The organism is Streptomyces sp. Z26 (genome assembly GCF_003665095.1).
GTDB classification, from domain to species: Bacteria; Actinomycetota; Actinomycetes; order Streptomycetales; family Streptomycetaceae; genus Streptomyces; species Streptomyces phytohabitans.
Map to the genome: position 1 here is coordinate 1,343,331 of NZ_RCHV01000002.1, position 16,769 is coordinate 1,360,099.

Annotated in this window: 10 protein-coding genes; 2 read left to right on the plus strand and 8 right to left on the minus strand. The window is 72.7% G+C overall.

Going from position 1 to position 16,769, the window contains the following annotated elements:
- Positions 1-6: 6 nt before the first annotated feature.
- The 7 genes from D7M15_RS05905 to D7M15_RS05935 form a co-directional block, all read right to left on the minus strand.
- On the minus strand, positions 7-4,608 hold the full coding sequence (locus tag D7M15_RS05905; protein ID WP_121516527.1) for a putative T7SS-secreted protein: 4,602 nt from the start codon (positions 4,606-4,608) through the stop codon (positions 7-9).
- Positions 4,605-5,135: a hypothetical protein gene (locus tag D7M15_RS28390; RefSeq protein WP_165906207.1), complete on the minus strand. Its 531-nt coding sequence runs from the start codon at positions 5,133-5,135 to the stop codon at positions 4,605-4,607. Before D7M15_RS28390 ends, D7M15_RS05905 begins: the two co-directional genes overlap by 4 nt.
- Positions 5,136-5,272: 137 nt before the next feature.
- Positions 5,273-6,304, minus strand: a complete 1,032-nt coding sequence (locus D7M15_RS05915; protein ID WP_121520283.1) for a LacI family DNA-binding transcriptional regulator — start codon at positions 6,302-6,304, stop codon at positions 5,273-5,275.
- Complete coding sequence (locus tag D7M15_RS05920) at positions 6,301-8,043, minus strand: glycoside hydrolase family 13 protein (protein ID WP_121516528.1); 1,743 nt, start codon at positions 8,041-8,043, stop codon at positions 6,301-6,303. The genes D7M15_RS05915 and D7M15_RS05920 overlap by 4 nt, the downstream gene beginning before the upstream one ends.
- A gap of 49 nt (positions 8,044-8,092) precedes the next feature.
- Positions 8,093-8,923 carry a carbohydrate ABC transporter permease gene (locus tag D7M15_RS05925; RefSeq protein WP_206337456.1) on the minus strand — a complete coding sequence of 277 codons (831 nt, stop codon included), beginning with the start codon at positions 8,921-8,923 and terminating at the stop codon, positions 8,093-8,095.
- A gap of 2 nt (positions 8,924-8,925) precedes the next feature.
- Positions 8,926-9,804, minus strand: coding sequence for a sugar ABC transporter permease (locus tag D7M15_RS05930; protein WP_240649584.1), 879 nt, complete (start codon positions 9,802-9,804; stop codon positions 8,926-8,928).
- Between the two features lie 179 nt (positions 9,805-9,983).
- Positions 9,984-11,249 carry an extracellular solute-binding protein gene (locus D7M15_RS05935; protein WP_121516531.1) on the minus strand — a complete coding sequence of 422 codons (1,266 nt, stop codon included), beginning with the start codon at positions 11,247-11,249 and terminating at the stop codon, positions 9,984-9,986.
- A 255-nt stretch (positions 11,250-11,504) separates the two neighbouring features.
- Between D7M15_RS05935 and D7M15_RS05940 the strand changes: the two genes are divergently transcribed.
- On the plus strand, positions 11,505-12,566 hold the full coding sequence (locus tag D7M15_RS05940; RefSeq protein ID WP_121516532.1) for a LacI family DNA-binding transcriptional regulator: 1,062 nt from the start codon (positions 11,505-11,507) through the stop codon (positions 12,564-12,566).
- Between the two features lie 36 nt (positions 12,567-12,602).
- A complete protein-coding gene (locus D7M15_RS05945; RefSeq protein ID WP_121516533.1) occupies positions 12,603-13,487 on the plus strand; it encodes a phosphatase PAP2 family protein in 885 nt (294 codons plus the stop codon).
- 148 nt (positions 13,488-13,635) lie between these two features.
- On the opposite strand, the gene D7M15_RS05950 is transcribed toward D7M15_RS05945, so the two are convergent.
- The gene (locus D7M15_RS05950) at positions 13,636-16,752 is read right to left on the minus strand and encodes a bifunctional [glutamine synthetase] adenylyltransferase/[glutamine synthetase]-adenylyl-L-tyrosine phosphorylase (RefSeq protein ID WP_121516534.1); all 3,117 of its coding nucleotides are present in this window, start codon (positions 16,750-16,752) and stop codon (positions 13,636-13,638) included.
- Between the last annotated feature and the right edge of the window lie 17 nt (positions 16,753-16,769).

Sequence of the window (16,769 nt, forward strand, 5' to 3'; positions counted from 1 at the left end):
TGGTTCCTAGTATTCGTAGTGCTGGGAAGTACCAGGGAGTTTACCTGTCCGCGGGTTATCGTAGGGGCGAACATTGAAATGACGCCCTTGGTCACCTACACCACCTTCGCCGAACTGGTGACCTGCGGAATGATCCTGAATTATCACCTTACCACCATCAGCTCGCGTGAATACATATTCGCGGGACACAATTGGTATACCACGTTCATCAACGATACGCGTTCCAAACTTGTCGGACATAGCTACCCTAGTAACCTCATCAGGATGTTGCGTACTCGGAATTCCGAGATCCCGTTTAGCCTCTCGAAATGCTTCACTCCGGCTTGCCAGATGTTTGTGTGTTGGTACATCACCACACCCCGGCGCCAGCCCCAGGGGGTCCGTCCACGTGTGGGGGTTCGGGACGTACGTCGTCGGGTTCGGGGACGGGGTGAGGCCCAGGGGGTCCGGGGTGGTGTAGCGGGCCGTCGTGGGGTCGTAGTGGCGGTGGAGGTTGTAGTGCAGGCCCGTTTCGGGGTCGTGGTACTGGCCCGGGAAGCGGAGCGGCGTGTACGCCGTCGCGTCCGCGTTCCACGTCGTGTGCCCCCACAGCGTGCTACGGGTCCGCCAGGCGATGCCGCCGCGCTCGTCGACGAGTTCCGTCGGGGTGCCGACGAGGTCGGTGACGATCGCGAAGAAGCGCGCGTCGATCTCCGCTTGCGTCGCCGCGTCCGTCAGCCGCTCGGTCTGCGTCAGCGGCGTGAACCCGTCGTGGTCCCAGGTGAGCGTCACCGGGTGGGGTAGGTCCGGGGCGGTCGTCGTCTGTTCGATGAGCACCGGCCCGTCCCAGGTGAAGTCCACCCGTTCGACGGTCTCCCCGTCCGCCCCGAGCCGCGCTTTCGACGTACGACGGCCCAGCACGTCGTACGTGTACCGCCAGGCCGTCCCGTCCGGTGTGGTCACCCCGGTGAGGCGGTCGTCGGCGTTCCACGTGTAGTGCCACGTGTCCGGCTTCCGGGAGAGGCGGGTCCGCCGGCGGAGGGTGACGCGGCCCGCCGCGTCGTGTTCGTAGCGGACGCGTCCGGCCGTCTCGACGCGGGTGCCGGTGTACGTGCGGGTGCCGCGCGCCTCCGGCAGGGCGTGGCCGCCGGGCCAGTCGGCGTGCGTCTGGTTGCCCGCGTCGTCGTACGCGTACGTCTCCGTCCAGCCCTCCGCCCGTACGCCGGTGACGCGTCCGGTGGCGTCCAGGTCGAAGTGGCGGGCGCCGGAGGGGTCGTCCGTCACGGAGGTGAGGTTGCCGTCCGCGCGGTAGGCGTAGCTGCGGTGCCGGACCGGCCGGGAGCCGGGCCCCAGTACGGTCACGTCGGTCAACCGGCCCGCCGGGTCCCAGAGTTGGGTCTGGGTGAGGGTGTCGCCCATGCGGCGGCCGGTCTCGCGTCCCGCCGCGTCGTGGGTGAAGTCCAGGGTGTGCCCGGAGGCGGTGACGGAGGTGCGGTTGCCCGCCAGGTCGTACGTGAACGTGGAGACCGCGCCGGACGGCGTCACCCGGCGGGTGCGGCGCCCCAGCGCGTCGTAGGTGTGGGTGAGGACGCGGCCGTCGGCGAACTCCGTACGGGCCCGGCCCAACTTGTCGCGCTGCCAGACCAGTTGGGTGCCCGGCCCGGTGGCTTCGAGGAGCCGCCCCGCCGCGTCGTACGCGAACGTGGTGACGTCGCCGTCCGCCTCTTTCCGTACGATCCGGCCGAGTTCGTCGTGGGTGTAGGCGACCGTGTCGCCCGACGGGCCGGTACGGGTGGCCAGTTGGCCCGCCGCGTCGTAGGCGTACGTGAGGGTGCGCCCGTCGAAGTCCGTCTCCGAGGTGAGCCGCCCCGCCGGGTCGTACGCGTAACTCCACACCAGACCCTGCGGGTCGGTGACGCGGGTGAGCCGCAGCTCGCTGTCGTGCGCGAACTCGTACCGCACCCCGTCCGGCCCGGTCTGCGCCGTCAGCAGGTCGAAGTGCGTGTACTCGTACGTGCTGACGCCGCCGTTCGCGTCCACGTGCGCGGTGCGGTTGCCCTCGCCGTCGTACGTCCAGCGCTGCCGCGCCCCGTCCGGCTCCGTACGGGACAGCAGCCGCCCCTCGACCGACCACTCCAGCCGGGTGACGGCGCCCAGCGGGTCGACCAGGGCGACGGGTCGGCCGAACGCGTCCCGCTCGTACGTGGTGACGGCACCGAGCGGGTCGGTGATCTCGACGGGGAGTCCGGCCGCGTCGCACCGTACGCGGGTGGTGCCGCCCAGCGCGTCGGTGACGGCCGTGAGGTGGCCGCGGGGGTCGTACGCGTACGCCGTGCGGTGGCCCAGCGGGTCGGTGGCGGAGGTGCGGTTGCCGCGGTCGTCGTACGTGTACCGCCACGTCGTGCCGTCCGCGGCGGTGGTGGTGACGGGGAGCCGCAGGTCGTTGTACGTGGCGCTGGTGGCGCGGCCGTCGGGGCGGGTCAGGGTGACGGGACGGGTGCCGGGCCCGTCGTAGCCGAGGCGGACGGTGCGGCCGAGCGGGTCGGTGCGGGACAGGACGCGGTGGTACGGGTCCCACTCGGTGCGGGTGACGGCGCCCAGCGGGTCGGTCTCGGCCACGATCTGGCAGCGGTCGTTGACCACGTAGCGGTAGACGTGGCCGCGCGAGGTGGTGACCGTGGTGACGCGGTGGCCGGTCTCCGGGTCGGTGTCGTCGTAGGCGAGGCGCAGCTGCACGTGCCCGTCGGTGCCGCCCTCGGCGACGCAGCGGTCGCGGTGGTCGTAGACGTAGTCGTAGCGGCGGTCGTTGGTGTCGGTCCAGGAGATGACGCGGTGCTCGTCGTCGTACGCGAACCGCAGCGGCAGTCCCGAGGAGCCGGTGACGGAGGTGAGGTCGGCGCCGGTGTAGCCGTAGCGGACCAGTTCGCGGCCGTCGAGGGAGAGGGCGGTGATCCGGCCGTCCGTCACGGCGAGGTCCAGGCGGTAGCCGCCGCTGTGGACGAGGGCCGACGGGGTGCCGTCCGCGTCGTACTCGAAGGTGATCGTGTGCCCGTTGCGGTCGCTGATCTCCTCCAGCGGTGCGACGCCGTCGCGCCCGTCCCCCGGCGGCCCGAAGTGGCGTACGAGGCCCGCGTCGTGGTCGGTGACCGTGTAGCCGCCGTCCGGGGTGCGGTCCAGGGGCCAGCGCGCTCCGGCGGAGGGCAGGACGGGCACGCCGGGCGCCGGGTGGGGGTACGCCAGCAGGCGGCCGTCCTCGGTGACGAACACGACGCCCTCGGCGTCCACCTCCAGCCGCTGGTCGGCCGTGCTGGACCAGGACGGGCCGAAGGAACGGCCCGCCGCGTAGCCGGACTCGACCCGCCGTACGAACACCAGCGGCAGCGCGCCGGGCAGGGTCACGTCCGTCTGCGGCAGGTACATCCGGCCGGTCGCCATGTCCACGGGGTCCGAGGGGCCGTTCGACACGGACTCCGGGGCGCGTCCGCTCCCGTCCGGCCCGTCGGGGTGCTTCCTCAGGCCGAGTCGGCCCGCGCGGGAGCCGGTCTTGAGCAGTCCGGCGCCCTTCGTACCGACCAGCTCGGGCGCCAGCTGGCCGAGGAAGTCCGCCGGGTCGCCCTGGAACGCCTTGGCCATGTTCTCCGCGGTGCCCTGCGGGTCGCGGGCCATCTGGTACATGCCGTTGGCGGCGGAGTTGAGGTTCGTCACGTAGTCGGCGGGGTTCATGAGGTTGTGCGGGTCCATCGGGTTGACGCTCCGCGCGAACGCGAGCACCCCCGCGGAGCCCTTGATCGCGCCGCCCGCGAGGTGGGTGACGTCCAGCGCGTTGATCTCCGCGTCGCTGGCGAACCGCCGGGCCGCCGAGGGTTTCGCCGGTGCCGCGCTCTTCGCGGCGCGGACCGCGGAACGGGCCCGTTCCGCCGCCTCGTCGCGCTGCCCGCGAGCGGCGGCGAGGATCTCCTGGGCCTCCTCGCGCAGCTTCGGCCCGGGGTCGCGGAACTCCCCCGGCGGCTTCGGGCGGGTCCCCGGCTCGTCCCCCGCGCGTACGGCGGCGTTGTACGCGTCAGCGGCGGAGTTGTACGTGTCGACCTTCGCGTGGTGGGCCTTCTCGGCGTCCTCGGACGCGGTCGCGGCGGCCTTCCACTTCGCGAGGGCCTCGCGGGCGCGGCCCTGCGCCCAGTCGACCGTTCCGGCGAAGTCCTCCAGCGCCTCGGCGGCCTTCTCGCACGCGTCGGCCGCCTCGAACCACTTCTTCGGTTCCGGGTCCAGCCGGTCTCGGAACGCCTCGGCCGCCTCGCCCTTCCAGTGGCCGGGGTCGAGGCCCTTCAGGCCGTTGCCGACCTTGTCGAAGGCCCGTTGGAAGTCGGCCAGGTGTCGGCCGGTGGAGCGGAGCTTGCCCGCGCTGCCGAAGACGAGTTCCTTCGGGTCGTCGGTCTGGCCGAGGGACAGTTCCGCGACGTCGGCGCCGAGCCGGTTGGCCGCCGCGTTCTTCGCGTGGCGTACGGCGTCGGCGCCGTCCTGCCAGCCCACGCCCTCCAGGCCGTCGGCGGCGAGTTCGCCGCCCTCGTCGATGACCTCCCCGGCGAACTCCTTGCCCTTGTCGACCCAGTCGTCGACCGGCCCCCAGCTCATCCGCCGTCACCGCCGGGCCGGAACGACTTCTGCGTACCGTCCGGGTTCGCCCACATCTCGTCGGTCTCCCGCTGCGCCTCGGCCATGGACTCCGGGCTGAGGTCGGGGCCCTGCGGGCGGAGCACGTCGCCCCAGCCGCGTTCGGCGGCCTCTTCCTGGGAGAGGCCCGGGTCGGCGGTGGAGTTCACGGAGTTGGCCGCGTACTTGAACGTGCCCTGCCAGTAGCGGTCCTCCGCGTGGAGCATCCCGGCGGACAGGCCGAGGGCGGCCGCGAGGGTGTTCGCGTCGCGGACGAGGCCGCGTACGCCCCACTCCCAGGTGTCGCAGAAGTCCTCGAAGTCGTCGGCCAGGCCGCCGTGCCCGGCCTCCTTCTTCGTCAGGGACAGGCCCTCGAAGCCGGAGCCCATGACGGACTCCGTGGCCGAGGCGCCCGACGACCTCAACTCGCCGACGGCCGCGTTCAGTCCGTCCTCGATCTGGCGCACCGCCTCCCGGCTGACGCTCAGATCGGCGTGCTCCCCGCTCACCCTGCCCCGCCCCGTCCCCGTACGTGTCCCGGCGGACCGCCGCCGCTGTCATGAGCACCGTACGACACGGGTACGGAGGGTCACCACGGGCGGTCGCGCGCGGGGCACGGGTAAGGGCGCGGACGGGGAACGGCGGGTCAGCGGCTCGTCGCTGACTGGGCCGTGGAGCCGCGCACGACCAGCTCCGGCTGGAAGACGAACTCCGTACGCGGCACCGGGTTCCCGCCGACCTCCTCCAGCAGGCCCTGCACCGCCGCGTGCGCCATGGCGCGGACCGGCTGCCGGACGGTGGTCAGGGGCGGGTCGGTGAAGGCGTTGAGCGCGGAGTCGTCGTACCCGACGACGGAGACGTCCTCGGGTACGCGCAGCCCGCGCTGCCGCGCCGCCCGTACGACGCCCAGCGCCATCAGGTCGCTGCCGCAGACGACGCCGGTGCAGCCCGCGTCCAGCAGCGGCCCGGCCGCCGCGTGCCCGCCCTCGACGGTGAACGGCGTGTGCTCCACCGATCCCCGTACGGCCCCGCCGAGTTCACGGAGCGCGTCCGCGAAGCCCTCCGCCTTGCGGCGGGACGGTACGAAGCGGCTCGGGCCGAGCGCCAGCCCGACGTGGGTGTGGCCGAGGTCGGCCAGGTGCCGTACGGCCATGCGGGCCGCCGCGCGGTCGTCCGGGGAGACGAAGGGGGCGCTGACCTTCGGGTTGCAGCCGTTGACGAGGACGAACGGGACGCCGCGGGCGGCGAGCCGGGTGTAGCGGCCGGGGTCGGCGGACAGGTCGGCGTGCAGGCCGGAGAGGAAGATGATGCCGGTGACGCCCCGTTCGACGAGCTGGTCGACCAGTTCGTCCTCGGTGGCGCCGCCGGGCATCTGCGTGCCGAGGACGGGCGTGTAGCCGTAGCCGCTGAGTGCCTGTTCGATGAGTTGGGCGAAGGCCGGGAAGATCGGGTTGGTCAACTCCGGGATGACCAGCCCGACGAGGCCCGCGCTGCGCTGCCGCAGCCGTACGGGCCGCTCGTAGCCGAGCACGTCGAGCGCGGCGAGGACCTTCTGCCGGGTGGCGGCGGCCACGCCCGCCCGGCCGTTGAGCACGCGGCTGACCGTCGCCTCGCTGACCTCGGCCTGGCGGGCGATGTCGGCGAGGCGGGCGGTGGGCAGCGGCGACGGTGCGGTCATCCGGCCGTCCACCAGACGGTGGTGTCGGCGGGTACGGCGACGGTGTCCGTACGGGGTGCGGGCACGTCGGCGCCGTGCGTCGGCGCGGGGCCGCTGGTGAGGAGCGTCCGCCCGGCGCCGAGGGTGAGTTCGGCGTCCTCGCCGGTGGTGTTGGTGGCGCACACGAACGCGCCGCGCCGGAACGCGAGCACCCCCTCGGGTGCGGCCAGCCACTCCACGGCGTCGCCCGCGCCGAGGTCGGGGTGGTCGCGGCGGACGCGGAGCGCCGCGCGGTACAGCTCCAGCGTGGAGTCCGGGTCGTCCGTCTGCGCCTCGACGCTGTACGCGCCCCACTCCGCGGGCTGCGGCAGCCAGCTGCCGCCCGTGCCGAAGCCGTACGAGCCGCCGTCCCGGCCCCGGGTCCAGGGCAGGGGTACGCGGCAGCCGTCGCGCAGCCCGTCCTGGCCGTTCGCCTTGAAGAACGACGGGTCCTGCCGCGCCTCGTCGGGCAGGTCCGTCACCTCGGGGAGGCCCAGCTCCTCGCCCTGGTAGACGTACGCGGAGCCGGGCAGCGCGAGCATCAGCAGGCTGGCCGCGCGGGCGCGGGCGAGGCCGCCGTCGAGGCGGGTGGCGTGCCGTACGACGTCGTGGTTGGAGAGCACCCAGGTGGTGGCGGCGCGTACGGGGCGGAGCGAGTCCAACGAGCCGTCGATGACGGCGCGGAGCGCGGTGGCGTCCCAACCGGCCTGGAGGTAGTGGAAGTTGAACGCCTGGTGCAGCTCGTCGGGCCGCAGGTAGAGGGCCGTACGGGCGGCGCTGGGCGTCCACGCCTCCGCGACACCGATGCGGTCGCCGCCGTACTCCTCCAGGACACGGCGCCAGTCGCGGTAGATCTCGTGCACGCCGTCCTGGTCGAAGAAGGGCAGCACCTGGTTGCCGAGGAGCTTCAGCTGGCCGCCGTGGCCCATGTCGGGCAGGCCCGCCGCCTTGACGAGGCCGTGGGCGACGTCGATGCGGAAGCCGTCGACGCCCTTGTCGAGCCAGAAGCGCAGGACGGTGCGGAACTCGTCGCGTACGGCCTCGTTCTCCCAGTCGAAGTCGGGCTGTTCGGGGGCGAAGAGGTGCAGGTACCAGTCGCCGGGGGTGCCGTCCGGGTCGGTCGTACGGGTCCAGGCGGGGCCGCCGAAGATGGACTCCCAGTCGTTCGGGGGCTCCTCGCCGTGGGCGCCGCGGCCGGGCCGGAAGTGGTAGCGGGCGCGCAGCGGCGAGCCGGGGCCCTCGCGGAGCGCCTGCCGGAACCACTCGTGCCGGTCGGAGGAGTGGTTGGGGACGAGGTCGACGATGACGCGCAGGCCGAGGTCGTGGGCGTCGCGGAGGAGGTCCTCGGCGTCGTCGAGGGTGCCGAACATCGGGTCGACGCGGCGGTAGTCCGCGACGTCGTAGCCGGCGTCGGCCTGCGGGGAGGCGTAGAAGGGGCTCAACCAGACGGCGTCGACGCCGAGTTGGGCGAGGTACGGCAGCCGGGCGCGGATGCCGGGGAGGTCGCCCATGCCGTCGCCGTTCCCGTCGGCGAAGGAGCGGGGGTAGACCTGGTAGATGACGGCGTCGCGCCACCAGCCCGTACGGTCGCCGGTGCCGCTGACGGGGGCGGTGTCGGCGGCGGCGGCGCGTACGGCGGTGGCCTCCCGTACGGCGGGGTGCTCGGCGACGTTCTCGGCGGTCTCGGTTCCGGCGGGGGTGGGGGTGTGCTGGGTGGTCATGTCTTCCCTGGGGTCGTGGCGTCCGTCGGCCGGGCTTTCGGGGTGCGGGTCAGGACTTGACGGCTCCGGCGGTCATCCCGGAGACGAGGTGGCGCTGTGCGAAGCCGAAGACCACCGCGGCGGGCACCGCGATGACGACCGCGGCGGCGGTCATGGAGCCCCAGTCGGCCCCGTAGCGGTTGACGAAGGTCTGGAGGCCGCCCGCGAGGGTGAGGTTCTCCTCGCCGGTCATGAAGGCCGTCGCGTACGCCACTTCGGCCCACGCGGTGACGAACGTGTAGAAGCCGGTGACGGCCAGTCCCGGCTTCGCCAGCGGCATGATCAGCCGCCAGAACGTGCCGAACGGGCTGAGCCCGTCGACCCGCCCCGACTCGTCGATGGAGACGGGCACGGTGTCGAAGAAGCCCTTCATCATCCAGGCGCAGAACGGCACGGCGACGGTGAGGTACGTGAGGATCAGCCCCACCGGCTGGTTCAGCAGGCCCAGCGTGGCGAGGGTGTTGTAGAGCGGCACGATGAGCACCGCCATGGGGAACATCTGGGTGATCAGCAGCACCCACAGCAGCGGCCGCATCCCGGGGAAGCGGAAGCGGCTGAGCGCGTAGCCGGTGGTGGCGGCGATGAAGACGCCGATGACGGTGGTGCCGACGACGACCAGCAGCGAGTTGGCGAACCAGTCGAGGAAGTACGTGTCGGCCAGCACGTGGTCGTAGTTGTCGAGGGTGAAGTCCTTCACCAGCGCGGTGGAGAACGCCTCGCCCTTCGGCTTGAACGACGTCACCAGCAGCCACAGCGGCGGGAACAGCGCGACGGCCGTCCCGACGATCAGGCCCGCGTGCAGTCCGGCGGAGGCCGCGGCGCTTCTCTTCCGGGTGCGCATCGTCACCACACCTCTCCCTGCTTGCGCAGTGCTCGTCGGTAGATCAGCGTGAAGAGGGACAGCAGGACGAGGATGAGCACGCCCCACGCGGCCGAAGTGGCGTAGTCCCGGGGGCTGTTCACGAACGACAGCCGATAGGCGTAGGTCACGAGGATCTCGGTCTCGTCCCCGGGCCCGCCCTGGGTGAGGAGGTAGATCACCGGGAACATGTTGAACGTCCAGATGGTGCTGAGCAGCACCACGGTGCCGCTGACCGCGCTGATGCCGGGCAGCGTGATGTGCGTGAAGCGCTGCCAGGGGTTCGCGCCGTCCATCTCGGCGGCCTCGTACAGCTCGTCGGGCACGGCCTGGAGCGCGCCGAGCATCGCGACGATCATGAACGGGACGCCCAGCCACACGTTCACGACGACGACCGCGACCTTGGCCCACGTCGGGTCGCTCAGCCAGGGCACGCCGTCGACGCCGCCGCCGTCGAGGACCTCGTTGAGGATGCCGTACTTCTCGTTGAACAGCATCTTCCAGGCGAAGACCGACACGAACGCGGGGACGCCCCACGGCACGATCATCGCGACGCGGTAGAAGGAGCGGCCCTTCACCTGCCGGTTGAGCATGTTGGCGAGGGTGAGGCCGAGCAGGAAGGTGACGCTGACGCAGCCGACGGTCCACAGGGCGGTCCAGCCGAGCCGGTCCCAGAAGACGCTGTCGGAGAGGATCGCGGTGTAGTTGTCGAGGCCGACGAAGTCGTACGTCGCCGGGATCTCGTTGACGCCGATGGTGCGGGCGACGTTCGACTCGTCGGCGTCGGTCAGTGACAGGAAGACGCCGCGGCCCAGCGGGTAGCCGATGATGAGGCCGATGACCAGCACGACCGGGGCGACCATCGCCCAGGCGTACCAGTGGCGTCGCAGCCGCCGCCCCAGTCGGCCGGGGGGCGCGCCGCGGCGGCCCTTCGGGTTTCCGTTCTCCGCGCTCCCGCCGCGGCCGCGGCCGGAGCGGTGCGCTCCGTCCGCGGCCGGCTCCGCGGGCCTGCCGGTGTCCACAGCCATGGGTGGGCCAGTCCCTACTTGTAGTCCTTGAGCAGCTTGCGGAACGCGTCGCCCATCTTCCCGGCGGCTTCCTCGGGCTTCGCGTCGCCGAAGAGGACGGCGTTCATCTGCACGCGTACGGGCTCGAACAGCGAGTTGGTCTCGGGGATCCAGGGACGCTGGTGGGCCTTGTCGACGGCGGGCTTGAAGAACTGCACCATCTCGTCGCCCTTGACCGAGGGCTTCTCGTAGACGGAGGCGCGCGTCGGCAGGAGGCTCAGCTCCTTCGTGGTCCGCTCCTGGACCTCGGCGGACGCCATGTACTTGGCGAACTCGTACGACGCGTCGAGGTTGCCGGAGCCCGCGTAGACGGAGAGGTTCCAGCCGCCCTGCGGCGCGGCCTGTCCGGCGCTGCCGCCGGGGACGGGGGCGACGCCGAGGTTGGCCGCGTCCTCGAACTGCTCGCCCTCCAGGGCGCCCGCGAGGTCCCAGGGGCCGTCGACGATCATCGCGGCGTCGCCGTCCTTGAACGCCTTGAGGCCGTTCTCCTGGCCGTTGTTGGCGTCGCTGGTGGCGGCGCCGGAGTCGACGAGGTCCTTCATCAGGGCGAGCGCGTCGGCGCCGGGCCCGTCGTCGACGGTGACCTTCTTGGCCTTCACGTCGAGCAGGTCGCCGCCCTCGCCGTAGAGGTAGGGGAGGAACCAGTACGGGTCGTCGCCGCGGAGGTAGAGGCCGGTGGCGTCGGTGGACTTCTCGATCTTCGCGGCGGCCTTCTTCAGTTCGTCGAAGGTCTTCGGCACCTCGACGCCCGCCTCCTTCAGCAGCTTCTTGTTGTAGAACAGCCCGAGGGTGTCGGTGACCTGCGGCACGGCGTACGTCTTGCCCTCGAACCGGGCGCTCCCGGCGGGTGCCTTGAGGAAGTCGTCCGCGCCGTCGAGGGCGGGGGTGCCGTCGAGCGGCGCGAGGTAGCCGAGGTGGGCGAAGTCCGCGACCCAGGCGACCTCGGTCCGCATCACGTCGGGGGCGCCGGAGTTGCCGCCCGCCGCGTTCTTGAACTTGGCGTTGGCGTCACCGAAGTTGACGTGCACGTACTTGACGTCGACCTCCGGGTACTTCTTCTCGAAGCCCTCGGCGATCTTCCGGTACGTGCCCTTCTCGGCGTCGTTCGACGTGTCCCAGTAGGTGACGGTGCCGGAGATCTCGCCGTCCGAGCCCTTGCCGTCACCGCCGTCCCCGCCGCAAGCGGTTGCCGCAAGTGCCAGCCCCGCTATCAGAGCGGTGGCCCCTATGCCACGGCGCATGTCGGTCCTCCCCAGGTGTGGCCCCGCGCCGTCGCGGCGCCCGGATGCCGAGGAACGTAACAGCGGCACCCCGGTTCCGAAAGACCTTGCGGCAATTTTCTGCAAGTACGACCGGGAGCGTTACCGGCGCACGCGCCACCACCCCGCGGACCGGCTCACGGGACCGCACGGGGGTCGCGTACGGCGCCCGCGCACCGCCCGTACGGCACCGCGCGCGCTGTGCAGCGCCCGAGGGCGCCCGGTACAGTCCGGACCGTGACCGCACGACTAGCTGACATCGCAGGGCAGGCGGGGGTCAGCGAGGCGACGGTCAGCCGAGTCCTGAACGGCAAACCGGGCGTCTCCGCTGCCACCCGCGAGTCCGTCCTCGCCGCGCTCGACGTGCTCGGGTACGAGCGGCCCGTACGGCTGCGGCAGCGCAGCGCGGGCCTCGTCGGGCTGATCACCCCGGAGCTGGAGAACCCGATCTTCCCGGCGTTCGCGCAGATCATCGGGCAGGGCCTGACCCGGCAGGGGTACACGCCGGTGCTCGCCACCCAGACCCCCGGCGGCTCCACCGAGGACGAGCTGACGGAGATGCTGGTGGACCGCGGCGTCGCGGGCATCATCTTCGTCTCCGGACTGCACGCCGACACCACGGCGGACACCCAGCGGTACGAGCGACTGCGCGGCCAGGGCGTCCCGTTCGTCCTCGTGAACGGCTTCTCGCCCAAGGTGCGCGCCCCGTTCGTCTCGCCCGACGACCGCGCCGCGATGCGGCTGGCCGTCACACACCTGGTGTCGCTGGGTCACCGGGAGATCGGGCTCGCGCTGGGGCCAGAACGGTTCGTGCCGGTGCAGCGCAAGATCGAGGGCTTCCTCGCCGCGATGACCGGGCAACTCGGCCTGACCGAGGCCGCGGCGCGGCGGCTGGTCGAGCACTCGCTGTACACCCTGGAGGGCGGCCAGGCCGCCGCCGGGACCCTGCTGGAACGCGGCTGCACGGCGGTGGTGTGCGCCAGCGACATGATGGCGCTGGGCGCGGTACGGGCCGCGCGGGAGCGCGGGCTGGCGGTGCCGCGCGACGTGTCCGTCGTCGGCTTCGACGACTCCCCGCTCATCGCGTTCACCGACCCGCCGCTGTCCACGATCCGGCAGCCGGTGACGGCGATGGGGCAGGCCGCCGTACGCGCGCTGCTGGAGGAGGTCGGGGGTACGCCGGCGCCGCACAGCGAGTTCGTCTTCCTGCCTGAACTGGTCGTTCGCGGGTCCACCGCCTGTCTTCCGGCATACTCCGAGCGCAGGACCGGTAAGGGTCAGGACCAGACCGCAGGATGACCGGCGGCACGGCCGTTTCTGGCAGACTGTTGCTCCATGGGGGCACCGACTGCGAGGACGAAGACAGCCCACGAGCCGGTCGCCGCGACCGACCCCGGTGAGGAGCGTCGCGGGACCGACCCGGCGGGGCGGGAGGGGCGTACGCGGACCGCGGCGCTCGTGCGGCGCGTGCGGACCCCCCGCAGACCCCGGCTCTGGTTCGAGATCGCCCTGATCGCGGTCAGTTACTGGACGTACTCCCTCATCCGCAACGCGGTGCCCGAGCAGCGCGACTCCGCCGTGCGCAACGCCGACTGGATCTGGGACACCGAGCACGCCCTCGGCCTCGCCTTCGAGCACTCCGTCAACCACACGGTGAACGGCGTGACCTGGCTCATCGTGTCGATGAACTACTACTACGCGACGCTGCACTTCGTCGTCACCATCGGTGTGCTCGTGTGGCTCTACCGTTGGCAGCCGGGCCGTTACGCGGCGAGCAGGCTGGTCATCTTCGCCACGACGGGCGTCGCCCTGGTCGGCTACTACCTGTATCCGCTCGCTCCCCCGCGCCTCATGCCGGGCGGCGACTTCATCGACACGGTGCAGTTGCACGGGACATGGGGCTCGATGGCGTCGGGGAACCTCGCCGACATGTCGAACCAGTACGCGGCGATGCCGTCCATGCACATCGGCTGGTCGACGTGGTGCGGCGTCATGATCTTCACGCTGGCGAAGCCGCTGTGGGTGCGGGTGCTCGGCGCGCTGTACCCGGTGGTGACCCTGTTCGTCATCGTGGCGACCGCCAACCACTTCTGGATGGACGCCGTGGGCGGCCTGCTCTGCCTCTCGTTCGGCTTCGCCGTGACACGCGCCTGGTACGGGCGGCTCCCGGCCCAGATGGCGCCCCAGGTGCCGCCACGGGCGGCGCTCGCACCGGCCTGACGGCGCGCGTGACGGGAGCGCCTGCCGGGGCGGCGCGCGGGGGCCGTACGGTGCGCCCGGCCGCGCCACCCGCCGTGCCCCGCCCGCCGTGCCCCGCCTGCCGTACGACGCCGGGTGACCCCGCGCTCACGTACCGCGCGGGCCCCGGTCACGTCCCGTAGAAGAGCCGCTCCATCACCGCGCGGGCCCGCCGTGTCGTCCGCCGGTAGTCGTCCAGCATCTCCCCGACGCCGCCGCCCGTACCACCCGTGCCGCCGTTGTGCTCCGGCTGCTTCGGCTCCGCCTCGTACCCCAGGTACCGCCCGACGGCGGCGAGTTCGCGCGGCTCGGACGGGAACGTGTCGCCGGGACGGCCGCGTACGAGCATCACGGCGTTGCGCACCCGCGTCGCGAGCAGCCACGCCTCATCCAGCGTACGGGCGTCCTCCGGGTTCAGCAGCCCGGCGGCGGTGGCGGCGGCCAGCGCCTCGCGCGTACGCGTCGTGCGCAGCCCCGGTTCCGCCGCCGCGTGCCGCAGCTGGAGCAGCTGCACCGTCCACTCCACGTCGGAGAGCCCGCCCCGGCCCAGCTTGGCGTGCGTGGTCGGGTCGGCGCCGCGCGGCATCCGTTCCGTCTCCATGCGCGCCTTGAGTCGGCGGATCTCGCGTACGGCGTCCTCGGTCAGCCCGTCCGCCGGGTACCGCAGCGGGTCGATCAGCTCCACGAACCGCGCGCCCAGCTCCGCGTCGCCCGCCACGGGCGCGGCGCGCAGCAGGGCCTGGCTCTCCCAGACCTTCGACCAGCGGCGGTAGTACGCGGCGTAACCGGCGAGGGTGCGCACCAGCGGGCCGGACCTGCCCTCGGGGCGCAGGTCCGCGTCGATGGTCAACGGCGGGTCGGGGGCGGGGAGTTGGAGCAGCCTGCGCATCTCGTTGGCGACGGTGAACGCGGCCTTCGCCGCCACCTCCTCGTCGTCCCCCGGCCGCGGCTCGTGGACGAACAGCACGTCGGCGTCCGAGCCGTAGCCCAGCTCGTGGCCGCCGAAGCGGCCCATCCCGATGACGGCGAAGCGGGTGGGCAGCTCGTCGCCCCAGTGGGCGCGTACGGCGGCGCGCAGGGCGCCCGCGAGGGTGGCGGCGTTGATGTCGGAGAGGGCGGCGCCCAGCCGGTCGACGGCGGGCGCGGGGTCCTCCGGGACGGGGCTGTCCTCGGTGCCGTACGCGCCGATGATGTCCGCGGCGGCCGTACGGAACAGCTCCCGCCGCCGTACGCCGCGCGCCGCCGTCACCCCCTGCTCCGGGTCGTCGGCGCGGCCGACGGCCGCCAGCACCTCCTGGTTGAGCGACTCCCGGCCGCGCGGCCGGAGTTCACGCGCGGAGCCGAGGAGGGCGACGGCCTCGGGGGCGCGCAGCAGCAGGTCGGGGGCGAGGCGCCCGGCGGACAGGACGCGCGCAAGGTTCTCGGCGGCGACACCCTCGTCGCGCAACAGCCGCAGGTACCACGGGGTCTTGCCCAGCGCGTCGGACACCTTGCGGAAGTGCAGCAGCCCGGCGTCCGGGTCCGCCGAGTCCGCGAACCAGCCCAACAGCACCGGCAGCAGCGTCCGTTGGATCGCGGCCTTCCGGCTCACCCCGCTGGCGAGCGCCTCCAGATGGCGCAGCGCGGTGCCCGGATCGGCGTAACCCAGCGCCTCCAGACGCTGCGCGGCCGCGCGCGGCGACAACCGGATCTCACCGGGGGCGAGTTGGGCGACGGCGTCGAGCAACGGCCGGTAGAACAGCTTCTCGTGCAGCCGCCGTACGGAGCCCGCGTGCCGCTTCCACGCCTTCTCCAGCTCCGACACCGGCTCCGTACGGAAGCCCAACGAGCGCGCCAGGCGCCGCCGTTCGGCCTCGTCCTCGGGCATGAGGTGGGTGCGGCGCATCCGGTAGAGCTGAATGCGGTGCTCCATGAGGCGCAGGAAGCGGTACGACGCGTCGAGCGCGGCGGCGTCCTGGCGGCCCACGTAGCCCCCGGCGGCGAGGGCGTCCAGCGCGGCCAGCGTGGTCGGGCTGCGCAGCGACGCGTCGTGCCGCCCGTGCACCAACTGGAGGAGCTGCACGGCGAATTCGACGTCCCGCAACCCGCCGGGGCCGAGCTTCAGTTCGCGCTCCACGTGCGCCACGGGGATCGCCTCGACGACGCGGCGGCGCATCTTCTGCACGTCGGCCACGAAGTTGTCGCGTTCCGACGCCTGCCACACCAGCGGCGCCACGGCCTCCACGTACGCGGTGCCCAGCGCGGCGTCCCCGGCCACCGGCCGCGCCTTCAACAGCGCCTGGAACTCCCAGGTCTTGGCCCAGCGTTGGTAGTACGCGAGGTGGCTGCTGAGGGTGCGTACGAGCGGCCCGTTCCGGCCCTCCGGGCGGAGGTTGGCGTCCACCGGCCAGATGGTGCCCTCGCGGGTGGTGTCGGAGCAGATCCGCATCATGCGGGACGCCAGGCGGGTGGCGGCCCGTACGGCCTCCTCCTCGCCGGAGTCGGCGGACGGGTCGGCGGGCTCGCCGACGAAGATGACGTCGACGTCGGAGACGTAGTTCAGCTCGCGGCCACCGCACTTGCCCATCGCGACGACCGCGAGGCGGCAGGCGGCGGCGTCCGCCGGCTGCTCCGCCGAGGCCAGGGCGAGGGCGGCGCGCAGGGTGGCCGTCGCCAGGTCCGCCAGCTCGGCGGCGGTCTCGGCCAGGCCCGTCGTCTCGCACACGTCGCGCGCGGCGATGGCCAGCAGGCAGCGGCGGTAGGAGACGCGCAGGTCGTCGGGGTCGGCGGCGGCCGCGAGGGCGGCCTCGAACTCCGCGACGCCCGGGTGCAGATCGGCCGTCTCGTACGTCACCAGCGCCTGCCAGTCGGCGGGGTGGCGGGCGAGGTGGTCACCGAGCGCCTCGGACGCGCCGAGCACGCCCAGCAGGCGGTCGCGCAGCGGCTTGGCGGTGAGGAGGGTGTCGAGCAGGGGCTGGGCGGGGTTCGGGGGGTTCGCGGGGGGCGTCCCCTTCGGGGCGGCGGAGGCGTCCGAAGGCTCCGCCCCCTCCGGCGGCTCCGGCGGGGCGAGCGCCTCGACGAGCCGTACGAGGCCGAGCAGCGCCAGGTCCGGGTCGGCGGTCGCGGCGAGCGCGTCGAGGAACAGCGTGTCGTCCCGTACGGGTTCCAGACCCGGTGTGTCGAGGAGCCGCCCCGCGTCCGCCGGGTCCTGGAACCCGCGCCGCAGCAGCTGCCCGAACCTGCTGTCCCGTCGCCCGCCCTGCGCCACGTCCAGTCCACGCCCTC

Excerpts from the sequence above, each read along its gene's own strand:
- D7M15_RS05920 (WP_121516528.1), bottom strand. The coding sequence starts at position 8,043 with ATGACCACCCAGCACACCCCCACCCCCGCCGGAACCGAGACCGCCGAG.
- D7M15_RS05930 (WP_240649584.1), bottom strand. The coding sequence starts at position 9,804 with ATGGTCGCCCCGGTCGTGCTGGTCATCGGCCTCATCATCGGCTACCCG.
- D7M15_RS05925 (WP_206337456.1), bottom strand. The coding sequence starts at position 8,923 with ATGCGCACCCGGAAGAGAAGCGCCGCGGCCTCCGCCGGACTGCACGCG.
- D7M15_RS05935 (WP_121516531.1), bottom strand. The coding sequence starts at position 11,249 with ATGCGCCGTGGCATAGGGGCCACCGCTCTGATAGCGGGGCTGGCACTT.
- D7M15_RS05905 (WP_121516527.1), bottom strand. The coding sequence starts at position 4,608 with ATGAGCTGGGGGCCGGTCGACGACTGGGTCGACAAGGGCAAGGAGTTC.
- D7M15_RS05945 (WP_121516533.1), top strand. The coding sequence starts at position 12,603 with ATGGGGGCACCGACTGCGAGGACGAAGACAGCCCACGAGCCGGTCGCC.
- D7M15_RS05915 (WP_121520283.1), bottom strand. The coding sequence starts at position 6,304 with ATGACCGCACCGTCGCCGCTGCCCACCGCCCGCCTCGCCGACATCGCC.